Annotated in this window: 18 protein-coding genes and 2 tRNA genes; 10 read left to right on the forward strand and 10 right to left on the reverse strand. The window is 62.0% G+C overall.

The window, feature by feature from the left end; all coding sequences use genetic code 11:
- The first annotated feature begins 211 nt into the window (after positions 1–211).
- From OKW20_RS11590 to OKW20_RS11600, 3 genes are all read left to right on the forward strand, one after another.
- Positions 212–1318, forward strand: a complete 1107-nt coding sequence (locus OKW20_RS11590) for an endonuclease/exonuclease/phosphatase family protein (RefSeq protein WP_429172351.1) — start codon at positions 212–214, stop codon at positions 1316–1318.
- A 2-nt stretch (positions 1319–1320) separates the two neighbouring features.
- The gene (locus OKW20_RS11595; RefSeq protein ID WP_429172352.1) at positions 1321–2061 is read left to right on the forward strand and encodes an NUDIX hydrolase; all 741 of its coding nucleotides are present in this window, start codon (positions 1321–1323) and stop codon (positions 2059–2061) included.
- 252 nt (positions 2062–2313) lie between these two features.
- Complete coding sequence (locus OKW20_RS11600) at positions 2314–3231, forward strand: PhzF family phenazine biosynthesis protein (RefSeq protein ID WP_429172354.1); 918 nt, start codon at positions 2314–2316, stop codon at positions 3229–3231.
- 55 nt (positions 3232–3286) lie between these two features.
- Here OKW20_RS11600 and OKW20_RS11605 read toward each other — a convergent pair.
- Positions 3287–3362, reverse strand: a tRNA-Lys gene (locus OKW20_RS11605).
- A 133-nt stretch (positions 3363–3495) separates the two neighbouring features.
- The gene (locus OKW20_RS11610) at positions 3496–4065 is read right to left on the reverse strand and encodes a hypothetical protein (RefSeq protein ID WP_429172356.1); all 570 of its coding nucleotides are present in this window, start codon (positions 4063–4065) and stop codon (positions 3496–3498) included.
- Between the two features lie 297 nt (positions 4066–4362).
- Here OKW20_RS11610 and OKW20_RS11615 point away from each other — a divergent pair.
- Positions 4363–4438, forward strand: a tRNA-Lys gene (locus OKW20_RS11615).
- A 315-nt stretch (positions 4439–4753) separates the two neighbouring features.
- Here OKW20_RS11615 and OKW20_RS11620 read toward each other — a convergent pair.
- Entirely contained in the window at positions 4754–5185 is a 432-nt protein-coding gene (locus OKW20_RS11620; RefSeq protein ID WP_429172358.1) for a GFA family protein, read from the reverse strand.
- 198 nt (positions 5186–5383) lie between these two features.
- Positions 5384–5929, reverse strand: a complete 546-nt coding sequence (locus OKW20_RS11625) for a hypothetical protein (RefSeq protein ID WP_429172360.1) — start codon at positions 5927–5929, stop codon at positions 5384–5386.
- 512 nt (positions 5930–6441) lie between these two features.
- Between OKW20_RS11625 and OKW20_RS11630 the strand changes: the two genes are divergently transcribed.
- On the forward strand, positions 6442–6711 hold the full coding sequence (locus tag OKW20_RS11630; protein ID WP_429172362.1) for a DUF1127 domain-containing protein: 270 nt from the start codon (positions 6442–6444) through the stop codon (positions 6709–6711).
- Between the two features lie 72 nt (positions 6712–6783).
- On the opposite strand, the gene OKW20_RS11635 is transcribed toward OKW20_RS11630, so the two are convergent.
- On the reverse strand, positions 6784–6984 hold the full coding sequence (locus tag OKW20_RS11635) for a hypothetical protein (RefSeq protein WP_429172363.1): 201 nt from the start codon (positions 6982–6984) through the stop codon (positions 6784–6786).
- 333 nt (positions 6985–7317) lie between these two features.
- Here OKW20_RS11635 and OKW20_RS11640 point away from each other — a divergent pair, with 333 nt between their 5' ends.
- Positions 7318–8889, forward strand: a complete 1572-nt coding sequence (locus OKW20_RS11640) for a GMC oxidoreductase (protein WP_429172365.1) — start codon at positions 7318–7320, stop codon at positions 8887–8889.
- Positions 8886–9617 carry a class I SAM-dependent methyltransferase gene (locus tag OKW20_RS11645; protein ID WP_051659275.1) on the forward strand — a complete coding sequence of 244 codons (732 nt, stop codon included), beginning with the start codon at positions 8886–8888 and terminating at the stop codon, positions 9615–9617. Before OKW20_RS11640 ends, OKW20_RS11645 begins: the two co-directional genes overlap by 4 nt.
- Before the next feature lie 125 nt (positions 9618–9742).
- Here the strand turns inward: OKW20_RS11645 and OKW20_RS11650 are convergent, their stop codons facing one another.
- Both OKW20_RS11650 and OKW20_RS11655 read right to left on the reverse strand, forming a co-directional pair.
- A complete protein-coding gene (locus OKW20_RS11650; RefSeq protein WP_043626248.1) occupies positions 9743–9988 on the reverse strand; it encodes a hypothetical protein in 246 nt (81 codons plus the stop codon).
- Positions 9989–10219: 231 nt separating this feature from the next.
- Positions 10220–11203 (reverse strand): glycosyltransferase family 2 protein, encoded by a 984-nt coding sequence (locus tag OKW20_RS11655; RefSeq protein WP_429173418.1) that lies wholly within the window; start codon positions 11201–11203, stop codon positions 10220–10222.
- A 383-nt stretch (positions 11204–11586) separates the two neighbouring features.
- Between OKW20_RS11655 and OKW20_RS11660 the strand changes: the two genes are divergently transcribed.
- From OKW20_RS11660 to OKW20_RS11670, 3 genes are all read left to right on the forward strand, one after another.
- The gene (locus tag OKW20_RS11660; protein ID WP_052202121.1) at positions 11587–11937 is read left to right on the forward strand and encodes a hypothetical protein; all 351 of its coding nucleotides are present in this window, start codon (positions 11587–11589) and stop codon (positions 11935–11937) included.
- 138 nt (positions 11938–12075) lie between these two features.
- A complete protein-coding gene (locus OKW20_RS11665; RefSeq protein ID WP_429172368.1) occupies positions 12076–12489 on the forward strand; it encodes a YkgJ family cysteine cluster protein in 414 nt (137 codons plus the stop codon).
- A gap of 336 nt (positions 12490–12825) precedes the next feature.
- Positions 12826–12978 (forward strand): hypothetical protein, encoded by a 153-nt coding sequence (locus tag OKW20_RS11670; RefSeq protein WP_043626273.1) that lies wholly within the window; start codon positions 12826–12828, stop codon positions 12976–12978.
- 39 nt (positions 12979–13017) lie between these two features.
- Here the strand turns inward: OKW20_RS11670 and OKW20_RS11675 are convergent, their stop codons facing one another.
- From OKW20_RS11675 to OKW20_RS11685, 3 genes are all read right to left on the reverse strand, one after another.
- Positions 13018–13422 carry a hypothetical protein gene (locus OKW20_RS11675; RefSeq protein WP_429172369.1) on the reverse strand — a complete coding sequence of 135 codons (405 nt, stop codon included), beginning with the start codon at positions 13420–13422 and terminating at the stop codon, positions 13018–13020.
- Positions 13423–13521: 99 nt separating this feature from the next.
- The gene (locus tag OKW20_RS11680; protein WP_429113742.1) at positions 13522–13713 is read right to left on the reverse strand and encodes a hypothetical protein; all 192 of its coding nucleotides are present in this window, start codon (positions 13711–13713) and stop codon (positions 13522–13524) included.
- Positions 13710–14141 carry a hypothetical protein gene (locus tag OKW20_RS11685; RefSeq protein ID WP_429172371.1) on the reverse strand — a complete coding sequence of 144 codons (432 nt, stop codon included), beginning with the start codon at positions 14139–14141 and terminating at the stop codon, positions 13710–13712. Before OKW20_RS11685 ends, OKW20_RS11680 begins: the two co-directional genes overlap by 4 nt.
- Positions 14142–14253: the final 112 nt, after the last annotated feature.

Below are 14253 nucleotides of genomic sequence, written 5' to 3' on the forward strand. Positions count from 1 at the left end.
TTGCTTTTTGTATTGCCGCAATTCCGAACGGAAAACCGCTTCGCACTTTTCCTGGAATTGCTTTTTGTATTGCCGCAATTCCGAACGGAAAACCGCTTCGCACTTTTCCTGGAATTGCTTTTTGTATTGCCGCAATTCCGAACGGAAAACCGTTTCACACTTTTCCTGGAATTGCTTAAGCTCCCCACATTTCATGCCACGGAATTGATAAATGTCGCTTCGCCTTGCTACCTTCAATATCGAAAACCTTTTGAGCCGCTTCGATTTTTCCGGATTTCGCAACCAGCTGAAGCAGGATCGGGTGCTGCGGCTCTTCGACGTGAAGACGGAAGCCGAGTACCAGCGGCTGGAGGAGGCGCGCACGATTGCGCATACGGACGATACGCGGCAGATGTCGGCTCTGGCGATCGCCGATTGCGATGCGGACATCCTCTGCCTGCAGGAAGCCGACAACATGGCCTCGCTGCAGGCCTTCGAGTACAACTACCTCTTTCGCATGGTCGGCAACGGTTATCGCCAGAAGTATCTGATCGAGGGCAATGATTCGCGCGGGATCGATGTGGCCGTGCTGATGCGCGAGGAGACGCGCGACGGCCAGCCGATCGAGTGCCTCGAGGTGAAGAGCCATGCGGGGCTGACCTATGAAGACCTCGACCTCTTCAACGACAAAATAGCGCTCACCAACCGGCCGGCCGACCGGATCTTCAAGCGCGACTGCCTGGAGCTCGATCTTCGCATCGGCGGGCGGCCGCTGACGCTTTATGTGGTGCATTTCAAGTCGATGGGGCCGGCGCGCGAAGGGCTCGACGGCCGGCAGGCGACGATGCCGCTGCGCGTCGCCGAAGCCTCGGCCGTGCGCCACATCATCGAAAGCCGCTTTGGCCGCGGGCACACGGCCGACAAGATGTTTGCGATCTGCGGCGACATGAACGACTACCAGGAGAAGGTGAACATCCTCGGCGACCGGCGTACCGGCTACCAGTTCGTGCCGCATGAGGAGGAGACGAGTTCGCTCGACGTCTTCACTCATGACGGCTTTGCCGAAAACCCGATGCTGCGCCGGCCGGTGATGGACCGCTGGACGCTGTTCCACAGCCGCGGGCCACAGGAGCGGCATCTCTGCCAGCTCGACTATATCTGGCTGTCGCCGGCGCTTGCCAAGCGCAACGCACACCAGGTGCCCGAGGTCATTCGCGGCGGCCAGCCGTTCCGCACGATCTTTCCGCCGGAACTGGAGGTGGAGCGTTATCCGCGCACCGGCTGGGACCGGCCGAAGGCATCCGACCATTGCCCCGTGGCCATCACCCTGGATGTGTGAACATGAGCGCGCTTGAAAGCAACACGGCTGAGTGGCCAGCCGAAGGCGCCATCATCCCGATCGATGCGGTGGATGTCCGCGTTGCCGGCGCAGCCCATCCGTTTCACCTGGAGGAGGTGGAGCGCGCACAGGAAAACTGGCAACGGGAGATCGCCGCCAATCCGCATCTCTTCGATGGGCGGATGGTGCTGCTGAGGGCGCTTCGCATCGACGACAGCCGGTTGCGGGGCGAGGGGCATGTGGTGCCCTATTCGACCTTTCTCTGGTGGCGGAAGACGCGGGCGCAGAGTGCTTTCCATCTCTTCGCCATGCCGGCGATCCTTTCCTCCGACGGTGCGCTGGTTCTGGTGCGCATGGGCGGGCACACGGCCAATCCGGGGCGGGTCTACAGCCCCTCCGGTTCGCTGGAGCCCGAGGATATCGTCGATGGCGGCTGCGACATCGACGGCAATATCCGCCGCGAGGCGATGGAAGAAACCGGCATCGACCTTTCGCTCGCGACTGTCGAGCCCGGTTATCACCTGCTTCATATGGGCCGCGCCGTGACGCTCATCCGCGTCTATCGCTATCCGGAGAAGGCGGCAGCGCTGGTTGCGCGCGTTGCCGCGCATATCGCCGTCGATCCCGAACCGGAGATCGACGAAGCGATCGCGGTTTTTGGCCCGGACCCCGTGGCGCACAACTATCCGCCCTTCATCCCGCCGATCCTCGACTGGCTGTTCCGGCGTGAGAAGCCGCTCTGATTTTGAGTCAGCGGGGCACCGCATCTCCTTGTATTCGTGCGCTTTAGCGCAGGTAGTTGCACGGCCGCGCCGCAGTGGCCGCGCGCCGGCCGAGTCCGGGCAGACTTTTGGCCGCTTGGACGGCGAGGCATGCTGCGGGAGCCCGAGCTAAAGAAAACGTGATCCGCGCCGAGTTGTGTACCGGTTGCTTTTAAGCCTTGCCGCCCGCGTCCCGACGCTGCAAAGTTCGGGCATATTCGCAAGGGGACATGAATGGCGCTCAGCTACGCGATCTACGACGTCTTCACCGACAGGCAACTGGAGGGCAATCCGCTGGCCGTGGTCTTCGGTGCCGATTGGCTGGAGGACGGGGCAATGCAGGCAATCGCGCAGGAATTCAACCTGTCGGAGACGGTGTTCATTCGCAGGCCCGGCGGTGCCGCACATACGGCGAAGCTGCGGATCTTCACACCCAGCCAGGAATTGCCTTTTGCCGGCCATCCGACCGTCGGCGCGGCCGTGGCGATCGCCGAGGCGCAGCATGGCGCGATCGAGGAGGGCATCGACCTCGTCCAGGTGCTGGAGGAAAAGGTGGGGCCGGTGCGCTGTGCCGTGCGGCTCAAGGCCGGGCAGGCGAGCTTTGCCGAATTCGACCTGCCGCGCAAATCCGTCAGGCTGGACGCACGCTTCGACCGACAGGCGATCGCAGATGCGCTGAGCCTGAAGCTCTCGCAGATCGGTTTCGAGAATCACGTGCCCTCGTTCTGGAGCGCGGGCGCACCGTTCGTCATGGTGCCGGTGCATGATGTTGCGGCCGCTTCGTCGATCGAGTTCGATTCGCTGCGCTGGGAACAACTGACGCCGATGGCCGAGGGTCGGCTTGCCGCCGCTTACGTCTATTGTCGCGGCGGCGTGAACCACACGGCGCGCTTCCATGCCCGCAAGTTCGGGCCCGGTGCCGGCAACCTCGAGGATCCGGCGACCGGCTCGGCCGTCGCTGCCCTTTCCGGCGCAATCCATTACTTCGACCAGTTCGTCGACGGCCATCATCCGGTGCTCGTCGAGCAGGGCGTGGAAATGGGGCGGCCGTCCTTCATCCACCTGCATCTCGACATTGCGGGCGGCGAGATCAGCAATGCCCGTATCGGTGGCCATGCAGTGAAGATCGCAGCCGGCGAACTCTACGTCTGAGGCATAGATGTATGCTTTGGAAAATTCAGCTTAATCAGCGCTTTAAGAGAAGTTTTGGTGGGTGATCACGGGCTCGAACCGTGGACCCGCTGATTAAGAGTCAGCTGCTCTACCAACTGAGCTAATCACCCATCCATGGCGTCGCTTTAGCGCACGACCTCATCACACTCAAGAGGGTATTTGCATCTCGCGATGAGAAACTCACAGCCGTTTCCGCCGGAGCGGTCGAAACGGCCGAAGTCTCGCCTTCAATCGTTCCCGGGCTCAGCGCACGTCGATGAAGTTGCCCCTGAGGTCGAAGCGGCAATTGAAGAAGGTGGCGCCGCGGGAGCCATCGTAGTTGCCCTGCACCCAATAATAGCGGCCGCTTCGGAAGGCCATGTTGACGGTGATGCGATTGGGGCGCACGCCGAAGGCGGCGGAGGCTTCGCCCTGGCAGAAGCGCGGCATCATTCGGGCGTCGATACGATCGGGCTGTTGGGTGTCGTCATATTGCGGCGGGCGTTCCCGGCGTGGCCGTGTGTTGCCGCCGGCAGACACGACACGGCAGACACCGTTGCCGGCGCCCCGGCGCGTGTAGCTGATTGAGGGCGAACCATCGCGGTTGACGCTGATCGAGATCGTGGTTCGTCCCTGGCTCGCCTCGTAGTAGTCGTTGCTGAACCGCTTCAGGCGTGCCTGGCTGCCATTGATGAAGACGGGACCGCCCCGATCGGCGTGGACCTCGATGCGGCCGGGGCAGGTGGCGTTGAAGAACGGCACGTCTGCTTTCGCCTCCGTGGCGATGCCGGCAAGCATACCGACGAGGATTCCTGTGGCGATCGTGCTGCGCATGGGGATTACCTCTCCAATCATCGCTCGTTTCGTGTGCCCCGCTTCGTTGCAGTATGCCGAGCATGCGGCTCGCGTCAAACGGGTCTTTCGTCGCGTTTCCCCTTTGGCCTGTACCTGCAGGGGCGCGCGGAGGTGGTCGTAACGCGCTTGGCTGAGGGAGGGCAAGTTCTCCACAGGGGGTGCGCTAGCCCCATGAAATTTTTCAAAAGATTTTCACAAAGGCGCTGGACAACCAAACCGAACGCCTTTATACGCCCCCTCACGACAGCAGCGGGACACACTGCAGCGGTCGCGGATGGGTGATTAGCTCAGTTGGTAGAGCAGCTGACTCTTAATCAGCGGGTCCACGGTTCGAGCCCGTGATCACCCACCAACACTTCTCTTAAACGCTGATTAGATTAGAATTCCTACACTGTTGACGATCGCGTGCGCTCGGGTTCCGGGGCCAATGTCGCCGCGCGTTTTTCGTTCTTAAAACAAGCCGGTTCGATCTTGCGAGCCCAATGGAGGGCGCGTCCTGCTGGCCCGCGGGGCGGGCGGCGGATGGGATCGCGAGGACAGCACTACGCCAGCGTGATTGGTCTTCCGGCAAGCAAGCGACGATACTGCTGTTGCCGCGCTCAACGTCTCGCTCGACACGTGCGACGGTTGGGCCGCCGTCGCTGCCATGTCTTGCAAGGCGCGTGAATCACTTGGCCGGAAAGTAGCGCAGGGTTCCGGCGAGCCGGGGGCCGGTCGAGTCCTTGGTGTCCATCGGATGGTTGATGCCGTCGTTGACCGGCAATTCTTCAAAATCAAAGGGGCTTACACCCTCCAGGCAGGCTGCGTTGACGCCGTAGAAATCGGGGTTGGAGCGCGGCTTGTGAAAGGTGTAGATGCCGCATTTCGAGCAAAAGAAGTGCTCTGCTGCATGTGTGTTGAACTGATACTTGGTCAGCGCCTCGCCGCCCGCAAGCACAGTCACACCGTCTTTGGCCGCCGAGACGGCAACCGCGCCCTTCAGCTGGCAGTAGGAGCAGGTGCAGCGGCGGGCCGTATGAAGACCATTCTTTAGCCGAACATTGAAGCGAACCGTCTTGCAGTGGCAGGCGCCGTTGAGGTCCTGAGCGTCGAAATTCATGGAAAACATCCGTCTGGTCTGAGCCGAATTGATGCCTGTTCCATACGGGCTGGATCAAGGCTCCTCAAGAGCGGGCCGCAAGGCAGCGTATCGGAGGCATACCGGTCGGCGCGACAACCTTGAGGCCACTTGTGCGGCCGGACCGCCAGCGCCGTCAGGCTTGCGTTGCCGCCATGCTTTCGAGGTCAGCAGGCCCAGTCAATCGACGGTGCAGTTGGGATAGCGTCCGTTGATGACGGTCACGCCCGAACCGGGGGCGGTCGCAAGGCTCTTGAAGCCCGCCGCAGCGACCCGGCTGGCCGCAGCATTGCTGGTCGGCGACACCAGGACCGTCTTTGCTATTGCCCAGTGACCGGCCGGATTGTTGTCGAACGTCGCCGTCCACGGAAACGCAAGCGGTTGGTCAGCATGCGCCGCATTGACCTGGATATCGGCGTCACCGATCTGCGCTGTCGCGCCGGGTGACGGGTTTACCACGGCACCAATATCAACTTTCACGATACATTGGGCCGACGGCATGGCCAGGCGCGCCGCATCGTCGCTGGCGAAGTGGAAAAACGTCAGCATCGGCGGCGAGCCGCTGACGCCGAAGTTCGCGGCGACCCAGGACACGGCGCCGGCCGGAAGGGTGGTCGTCATGCCGCGATAAAGCGCGTAGGCCTCTGCTGACGCCGGTGCCGCCGTTGCGGTTGTGGCCGCTACTGTGAGCGCAAGGAGCGTGCCGTTCCACTTTCCCGTCGACATTTCTGTTCCCCCGTTGCTTCCGTTCAATCGTCCCGACGGACATCTTTCGCATGCAACCAGGGATAGTCAAGGCGCCGTTAGAAATGGTTCCTTGGCCGGGTTGGTAAAGGCTGGGCTTGCGGGCATGGTGCGGCCGGGCGGAGGCTTTGTCATCCGCAAGGCGCACCTGTTGCCGTCATGCAACAGGTGCGCCTTCAATCCTGCGCCTGCAGATTGTCCTCTTGCCGGGGAAGTAAACTCGTGTAATTTTCGCCAAATCGGAACTCAAACTAGAGGAGGCATACGATGAAGATCAATTTTGTGCAGATGCTTGCCTCTGGTGGAGTGGCATGCTCGTCACGACGACCACGCCGCAATGCTATGGGTTACTTTGGCGCATAAGCGCCGCCCACGTTCCGCTTTTTCGTATTTTCCATTTTGACTTGATGTGACCGGCTCCCGGAACGTATTTCCGTGTCCGCGCGCATCTATAATCTAGAAGGCCCGACCGCTTTGCGCGGCGGGAAACAATCATGCGCGAATTGCACTTGAACGCCGCCGGCACCTTGCCGGCGATCATGGACGACTTGTTTCGAACGTTCGGCTTCCGCCGCACGGTCGGTGCTTTCCTCCGTGCCGTCTGGAGGCGTCAGCGAACGCTCAACCAGATCAGCCACCTCTCCGATCGCATGCTGCGCGACATCGGCGCGGAACCGGAAGAAGGCATGAAGAAGCCGGAAATCGCCGACATCTCGCTCTGGCAGATGCCGGTCGGCTACCCGGTGATGATCAAACACAATTGAGGCCCGCTTCGGCGGGCCTCTTTTCCCGCAGCAACCGGTGGCCGATGAACGTTGGGTCCAAGGACAATCGGCTCACTGGGGGACTGGCGCGGCGAGCTTGGCCGCGCAGTCATGCCTGATCATTGCCGCAGCAAGGTTTTCCCGCCCCTTGCCGGTCGCCTTGGCCTTGGCCCCTGCCATGTCTCGGCACCACCCTGCATCGAGAACCTCTTCCGGAATGTGCGGGATGCAAGAGGAAAGAAGCAGCAGCGAACAGAGGAAGACGACGCGCATTCAGGGCTCCACGGGTGGTGCTGAATTCATAGCACCGGCAAGCCAGAAGGGAACAGGGTGGTGGGCTGGCCAACAGGTGGTGCCGGGGCCGGCCGGCCGCGCGGCAGCCGCTGACCAATCAGGCTTCGCGGGCTGGCTTCCTATGTTTCGGGAAGGGCAAATGACTTTCTGCGAGATCGGGCCGACGTGTGACCACGGCCCTCCGCCGGCCGCACGGGCGGGTTTTCCCTGATTATATCGACGAGCGCGCTTGCCCGCTTTGCTCAATTAGCTATGACGGTAACAAAGTCGGAACATCCGGCATCTGAAACCGCGGGTGGAAGTGCAGCAGCGATGACGGACACCAGGAATATTATTGACGCGCGCGCGTGCAGCGACGAGGCGCTGCAGGCGATCGGCTCCGATGTGCTGATCGTCGGATCGGGGGCTGCGGCCTGCGCCATGGCGACGCGGCTTCTGGCCGAGGGCTTGAAGGTCACGTTGCTTGAAACCGGCGACAACCTCGTCAACTCCGACAGCTCGCCCTTCTTCGAGATCGCCAACCAGGAACCGTTCGGGCTTTCATTCCAGATCGGCGGGGCGACCAACCTCTGGTCCGGGCGCGTCGCGCCGCTTGAAGACGTCGACCTGACGTCGGGCAACGACTGGCCGCTGGAGCGGGCGGAACTCGACGGGTACTACCAGCAGGCGATCGAGCTCTTACAACTGAAGCCGATCGACGATATCGACCGGGTGCCCGCCTATGACGGCGGCGCGGCGCCTTGGCGGGATTTCGTCGCCGACCCCGAGGTCTCGGTCAAGCGGTTCCAGTGGAGCCGCCCGGCCTTCAACGGCCAGGACTATCTGAAGGCGCTCGCGGGCAAGAACCCTGATCTCACCATCGTCTATAATTGCCGGGTGCTGCAGGTGATCCCGACCGCCGCGGGAGATCGCGTCGGCGCAGTGCGGGCGGCGATCGGCGAGGGGCGGATCGTGGAGCTTTCCGCCCCGGAATTCGTGCTTTGCGCCGGCGGGCTTGAAAACCCGCGCATCATGCTGAACAGCCGCCAGGGCGAGTTTCTGGCAAACGACAATATCGGCCGCTTCTTTTCGACCCATCCGAAAGCGAATGTCGGGCGTATTCATCTGTTTAAGACGGTGAAGACGGCGGGGCCGCTGTTCAGCGACCACAAGAGCGGTAGCAGCTCGCTGCGCTTCGGTGTCGGCGTGCGCAAGGATCGTAAGAGAGAGCAGCTGAACCACTATGTTCAGTTTTCGCCACGGTTTGAATCGATCGGGCTCAAGCTTCTCGAACATGCGCAGCACGTGGTGGCTGCCGGCGAGGGTGGCGATCGCCCGCAATCGACCTTGCGTCGTCGCCTGACCTCGGCGCTGGCGGTTGTCGGCCAGGTCGCCTTCAACGTCATCGGCAAGATGGGGTTGCTCGGGCCGGGCGGCTCGATCCTTGTCGTGCGCGGTTTCTTCGACCAGCATCCCAATGCCGAGCACAGGGTGGAGCTGAGCGAGGCGCGCGATCCCCATGGCTTGCCGAAGGGCGTGGTGCGCTGGTCGCTGACGGAAGAGGACCAGACGTCGATCCGCGAATTTCTCGACGAGCTCTCGGGGCTGCTGTTGCGCCACAATATCGGCAAGCTGATCCCGACGCTGCCGCCGGTGGGCAAGCCCTGGGACATCACCGGCATTCATTCCCATTTCATGGGCACGACGCGCATGGGCCGCTCGGCCGACATGTCCGTCATCGATCGCGATGGCCGGGTGCACGGCGTCGACAACCTCTATGCGGCGGGCGCGTCGGTCTTCACCTCCTACGGCTACGCCAATCCAGTACTGACAGTCATGGCGCTTGCAATGCTTACCGCCGATAAGATATGCCAGCGCCACAAAACAAAGGCGGGTAATCCATGACGGAAATGACTTCCCCGGAACTCAGCGGCAAGGAACAGCGGGCGAAACGCACACGCTGGCAAAAGCTCTCGCGAAAGAACTACTTCGGGGGAAAGCTTTCGACGAAGAACCTGGTGCGGCTATGCCAGGAAAATGCTTCGAACAAGCGCACGATCATCGTTCACACCGAAGACGTTGACTATACTGAGTTTTTCCCGAACTCGTTCCTGGTCTCGAAGTCCGATCGCAAGAAGGCCGATCTCGTCGTCGACACGCATTACCATCTCGATGCGATCGAGAGCGAAAGCTACGACATCGTGCTCTGTACCGGCCTGCTCGAGCATGTTCCCGATCCGCAGCGGCTGATCGACGACATGCGCCGGATCCTGAAGCCGAACGGCAAGCTGATCATCTCCGCCTCGGCGGTGTTCTCCTTCCACGAGGGGCCCGAGAACTATTTCCACTTCACGCCCTTCTCCTTCAAGATGCTGTTCAAGGACTGGAGCGAGATCGAAGACCTGCGCGGCTCGAGCATGCCGTTCGAGACGATCGGCATCCTGATGCAGCGCATTCTCCTGCAGTGCGACGTGTTTCCGCTGGCGCGGCCGTTCATCGAACTCATGGCGCGCTCGGCCCGGTTCTTCGACGTCTTCATTACCCAGCAGTACGATACGACGTGGAAATACACCGACGATCACAAGATCGATTCGATGATGCCTTCCAATATTCAAGCCGTGGTGAGGAAATAGCGCGGGCTTAGCTCGCGAACGGGGCGACATCCCGTCGCCACCTCGCTTTCGCAATCCGGATAAAGATCACCCACGGGCGCCGCCCGTGGGTGATTGCGTTTTCGGCGCCGGGCGCTATCGGGCGATTACGGGCTCGTCGCAGGCTGCGTCGTCGACGGCTGCGTGGTTGTCGCAGGCGGTGTCGCCGACTGGTCTGTCGTTGCGGGCTGCTGGGTCGTCGCTGGCTGCTCGGTGGTTGTTGCCGGCTGCGTCGTCGTCGTTGCCGGTGCTGTCTCGGTTGCCTGCTGGTTCGCCCCCGGTTTGAGGAACATCACCGCAAGTACAATGAGCACGACCACAACCACGATACCGATGACGGTGTTTCGATTCATCAAGGCTTCTCCTCAGGTTAAGTGCCTCGAAGCTGTAAATGGAGCGGTTGGTCGATTTATCAACAGGCCGGTTCGCGGGTCGGTTGAAAAAGACATGCCGAGCGTGGCGCGGGGAGGCTGGGACCGCCCCGGCACATGTATCCGCAACTCGTGTGTGAGGGGCGGCGAGGTGGTTTTACCCCAACGACAGCCGGCTCAATGAAACCGCAAGCGCGGGCCGACAATCTCGCTTTAACGGCCTTCGTCGGCCGCCTTCGGGACGGCGGTAATGAAGCCGAGCCGCAGCAATTGCTTCGATCCATCGAACTTCATCGAGGATTCGGAGAAAAGTTGCAGCGCGCCGGTGCTCGACAGCGCATCCGTCATCTTGGCGTAGGCCGCCGAGCCGTCGAAATATTGCCCATCGGCCACCGCGTCGTTGATGACCTTCTGGTAGTCGGCAAAGAACTTGAAGTGCAGCAACGTGCCGAGAATAGACGAGAAGTTGCGCTGGTAGGGGAGCGGCTGGTGGATGCTGGGGCCGAAGCGACAGTCCTCGTCCCAAAAGATCAGCGGATACTTGATCAGTTCGAGGTCCGATTCGAATTCGCGGTGGCGGGCGCCGCCCTTGATGGTGATCGCCCGCTTGGTCGTCGTCAGGGTGTAGCCGCGGCTGTCGAAGTGATCGGCGACCTCCCAAGGGGCGCTGGTCTTCAGCTGGTCGATGTCGGCGGCCCCGAGATCGACCGGGTACATGTCCAGCATCGGCGCCGGCAGGCGCGAGATCTTCAGGCTCTCGAGCGCGTGGATGACGGACCAGAGCGTGCGGTTTTCGCAATCGTCATAGATCAGGAACTCGTCGGAATCGACGTTCACATACCAGCGCTCGCCGCCATAAAGCGCAAATAGCGATTCTCTCCAGGCGCGTCCGCGCCGGGCATCCTTGTAGCGGACCGAGGATGCCCACAGGTCTACATCCGGCTGACAGAGCAGGAATTCGCGCGTGCCGTCGCTGGAGGCATCATCGACACAGATGAAGCGGGTGATACCGAGGGAGCGGTAATGGGCGAGAAAGCCCGGCATCAGCTTGGCATCGTTGCGGGTCAAAAAGATCAGCGGCAGGTCATCGGGATAGAGCGACGTCTGCCCCTGGGGGCTGACGCAGCGCAGATCGACCGCATGGTTCATTCTGCGCTCACGCCGCTCAACCTTGGTCGTCTCGTACCAGGTCGCGATGCGATCGAAGAAGCTTCGATCCGTGATCGACTCGGCATCGGAACGATTCTGGAAGGGATAAGCGATATCGGTCATGCTCATTCCGACATTTGTCATAAATAATATAATCCCGGACTAAATCAAAAGCACAGACGTGGCAATCCATACGATCGCACGGATATGGGGATCGGGGAGGTGCCTTTCCACCGGCCCGCACACGTTGAGCGAGCCGTGGCGCCACAGTCTCTGCGGGTGCAAAAAGCCTCTCGCCGGCGACGCCCGACGGCATCGAGCCCGGGCCTGCGGATGGCGTTTCGTTGTTTTTCCACGAAACTTTTCGCCCGCTGCCCTGTTTCTCCTTCATCCACGTTCGCGCTGAAGCGCCAGGAGTGGAGGAGGCAGACATGACAAACTTGATGAGCAAGCTATTGATGGCGGCCCTGGTGGCCGCGGGATCGGTCACCGCAATGCCGGCCGTTTCGCCGGCGCAATCGCTCGACCTCTATATCGGGCGCGACCGGGATTATTACGGCGACGACTTCCGCCGCGAGCGGCGCTATGACGACGAAGATTACGTTCGCCCACGCGGCTGCAGTTCCAGCCAGGCGTTGCGCCGGGCCTATCGCGCCGGGTTGCGTGATCCGGAAATTGCCGCGATGAGCCGCAACCGGATCGTCGTCGAAGGCGAAACCCGACGTGGCCAATATGCGCGGATCTATCTGGCCAACCGCAGCGGCTGTCCGCGGATCGGCTAACGGGTGGGCGGTCGCATCACGATCGCCTTCTTTCTCTCGCATAGGCTGACGCCGGCAATCGCTCGGCGTCGGCGGCCGCGGCAGGCTCGATGTTTTGCGGGTTTCCTTGCGGCCGGCCGCGGTGATAGACCACGCCGCATGACCGCATCTTCCGATTTCAGCGCCATCCCGCTTGCCGAGCGCGCCTGCGGCACCTGCACGCTCTGCTGCCGCCTGCCGGATATCGACGCGCTGGAGAAGCCGGCCAATGTCTGGTGTCGGCACTGCACGGGTACGGGGTGCCGGATCTACGAGGATCGGCCGCAGCTGTGCCGCGACTTTCTCTGTCTTTGGCGCACGGACGAGACGCTCGGCGAAGCGTGGGATCCGGCGCACGCGCATATGATGATCTATCGCCAGGGGCCGCAGGTGACGGTTCTCGTCGATCCGGATCATCCGGACGCCTGGAAGCGCACGCCCTATGCGGAGGTGCTGCAGGGCTGGGCGCGCGAGGGTGAGGGCGGGCAATATGTCATCGTCTTTGTCGGCGATGCGGTGTTCAAAGTGGAGTGAGATGAGGGCCGAGTGAGCGGGGATAACGACCCGGCGGCCCCGCGAAAAGAAAGAGCCCCGCACGAGGGCGGGGCAAGCAGGCACCCAAAATGGCTCGGGGTGCGGGGAAGCGCAGTCCAGAAAGAACGTACTGCGCGGTACGGAAGCTAACGTGCATCCGGCGGCGCGGGAAAGGCCGGATTCAGCGATTCTGGTACGGTTGCCAAAATAAAGTGGCCCGGCCGGATGGCGGGGAGGCCGGCCCTGCGGTCGCTCTACCGTACGGTTTTCAAGGCGATCGATTGACTTTGCCGGTCAGCGCTTCATTTCCGATTGGAGGAAATGACGGAGACGATCATGTCAAAAGCAATGTTGACGCTCCTGTGCCTGGCGGTGCTTACGCTCTCGGCTTGCGCCAACACGGCGCGCGGCTTTCGGCAGGACGGTGTCGAAACCGGCCACGCGCTGGATGATGCGACCCACCGCGTGCTGAAATCGACATCGAAGTGACGCGAGGCGAGGCGCCCCGGGCTGCGGCAGTTGGCCTGCCTACCGCGATGGAGCGGTGCTGGCGCGCGTGGCCGCTTCGGCGCTGCTGAAGATCACCACGGCGAACAGCAGCACGCCAAGGAAGGCGACGATCGACGCGACGGCGACGATGGGCTCGATCTCCGGCCTGCCTGTCGTCATCAGGTAGAGCGATGGCACGAGCACCGCGACGCCTGACGTGTAGACGTAATACTGGACGAGGGCCAGACGCCGCTCGGCCTTGGCCGGGTTGAGCGCGTAATAGATGCCGAAGATCGCCATCGTCACCCACCCGAGCAGGTTGGTATGGGCGTGGGCCGGTGTTGCCGCATGGTCCTGGCTGATCGCCATGTGCAGGCCCATGCAGAGGCCGATGATCAGGAAGATGATTGCGGTCTTGAAATAGAGTTGCGCAAGCCGTGGCATGGATTCTCCTCCGCGATGCCTTCCTTATTTATTAGCATGTTCGCAAATGAATGGAGATTGCCAATATTGGGCGCGTGGGGGCGTCGCGGCGGGCGGAGGTCACGTGGGCCGGGCGGTGGCTGCGGCGAGTGCGGCGCGCTTGCGCGTCGCCATGCCGTCGAAGGTGGCAAGCCCCTGGCGCTGCAGGTAGGCCGAAATCGCCGCCTCGATACCGCGATCGTTGCCGCCTTCGGTTTCCCAGAAGGCTTCGATGGCCGCAAAGAGGGCGGATCTGTCGAGCGTGACGGTCATCGCAGGCTGGTTCCGAACTGCTGGCGGTGGTTGAGGGTGCCGTGGGCGATTTGGTTGAACGGTGCGCGCCGCAAACCGAAATCGGCGCACCAGCGTTCCCAGGCCTGCGACGTTCGCACGAAGGCGGGCAGTCTGTGTTCCTGTTCGGGGCTCTGGTCAAAGCCGTTCAGCCAGGCATCGGCGACGGTCTCGGTGACGTCTTCGCCATGAAGTGCGTCGAGATCGAAGCGGATCAGCCGCTCCACATGCTCGCCGTCATGCACATGGAGCCAATCGGCTGCCGTTTTGTAGGTGGTGCCCGTCGTGTCCGTCTCGTCGAAGAAGGTGCCGGCACCGAGCGTCATCATGGCGAGAATGATCTCTCGGCGCTGGAGAAAGGGTGCTGCGCTCATCGCCGTTGCGGCGCCCACGGAGATCGCATCCGACATCGTTCACCTCGTCTGTTCGAGGTGCACGCTGGAACACCCTTCGCGGGTTTCCTGTCGGCCCCTCCGGCTGTGTTTCTGCGCTGAATATAGGAAAAATCCTATCAATAAGTCA

It is taken from the genome of Ensifer sp. LBL, assembly GCF_050435225.1.
Classification (GTDB): Bacteria; Pseudomonadota; Alphaproteobacteria; order Rhizobiales; family Rhizobiaceae; genus Ensifer.

What these genes read in the sequence shown, in the direction of transcription:
- OKW20_RS11590 (WP_429172351.1), top strand. Translation starts at nt 212, where the DNA reads ATGTCGCTTCGCCTTGCTACCTTCAATATCGAAAACCTTTTGAGCCGC.
- OKW20_RS11595 (WP_429172352.1), top strand. Translation starts at nt 1,321, where the DNA reads ATGAGCGCGCTTGAAAGCAACACGGCTGAGTGGCCAGCCGAAGGCGCC.
- OKW20_RS11600 (WP_429172354.1), top strand. Translation starts at nt 2,314, where the DNA reads ATGGCGCTCAGCTACGCGATCTACGACGTCTTCACCGACAGGCAACTG.
- OKW20_RS11610 (WP_429172356.1), bottom strand. Translation starts at nt 4,065, where the DNA reads ATGCGCAGCACGATCGCCACAGGAATCCTCGTCGGTATGCTTGCCGGC.
- OKW20_RS11620 (WP_429172358.1), bottom strand. Translation starts at nt 5,185, where the DNA reads ATGAATTTCGACGCTCAGGACCTCAACGGCGCCTGCCACTGCAAGACG.
- OKW20_RS11625 (WP_429172360.1), bottom strand. Translation starts at nt 5,929, where the DNA reads ATGTCGACGGGAAAGTGGAACGGCACGCTCCTTGCGCTCACAGTAGCG.
- OKW20_RS11630 (WP_429172362.1), top strand. Translation starts at nt 6,442, where the DNA reads ATGCGCGAATTGCACTTGAACGCCGCCGGCACCTTGCCGGCGATCATG.
- OKW20_RS11635 (WP_429172363.1), bottom strand. Translation starts at nt 6,984, where the DNA reads ATGCGCGTCGTCTTCCTCTGTTCGCTGCTGCTTCTTTCCTCTTGCATC.
- OKW20_RS11640 (WP_429172365.1), top strand. Translation starts at nt 7,318, where the DNA reads ATGACGGACACCAGGAATATTATTGACGCGCGCGCGTGCAGCGACGAG.
- OKW20_RS11645 (WP_051659275.1), top strand. Translation starts at nt 8,886, where the DNA reads ATGACGGAAATGACTTCCCCGGAACTCAGCGGCAAGGAACAGCGGGCG.
- OKW20_RS11650 (WP_043626248.1), bottom strand. Translation starts at nt 9,988, where the DNA reads ATGAATCGAAACACCGTCATCGGTATCGTGGTTGTGGTCGTGCTCATT.
- OKW20_RS11660 (WP_052202121.1), top strand. Translation starts at nt 11,587, where the DNA reads ATGACAAACTTGATGAGCAAGCTATTGATGGCGGCCCTGGTGGCCGCG.
- OKW20_RS11665 (WP_429172368.1), top strand. Translation starts at nt 12,076, where the DNA reads ATGACCGCATCTTCCGATTTCAGCGCCATCCCGCTTGCCGAGCGCGCC.
- OKW20_RS11670 (WP_043626273.1), top strand. Translation starts at nt 12,826, where the DNA reads ATGTCAAAAGCAATGTTGACGCTCCTGTGCCTGGCGGTGCTTACGCTC.
- OKW20_RS11675 (WP_429172369.1), bottom strand. Translation starts at nt 13,422, where the DNA reads ATGCCACGGCTTGCGCAACTCTATTTCAAGACCGCAATCATCTTCCTG.
- OKW20_RS11680 (WP_429113742.1), bottom strand. Translation starts at nt 13,713, where the DNA reads ATGACCGTCACGCTCGACAGATCCGCCCTCTTTGCGGCCATCGAAGCC.
- OKW20_RS11685 (WP_429172371.1), bottom strand. Translation starts at nt 14,141, where the DNA reads ATGTCGGATGCGATCTCCGTGGGCGCCGCAACGGCGATGAGCGCAGCA.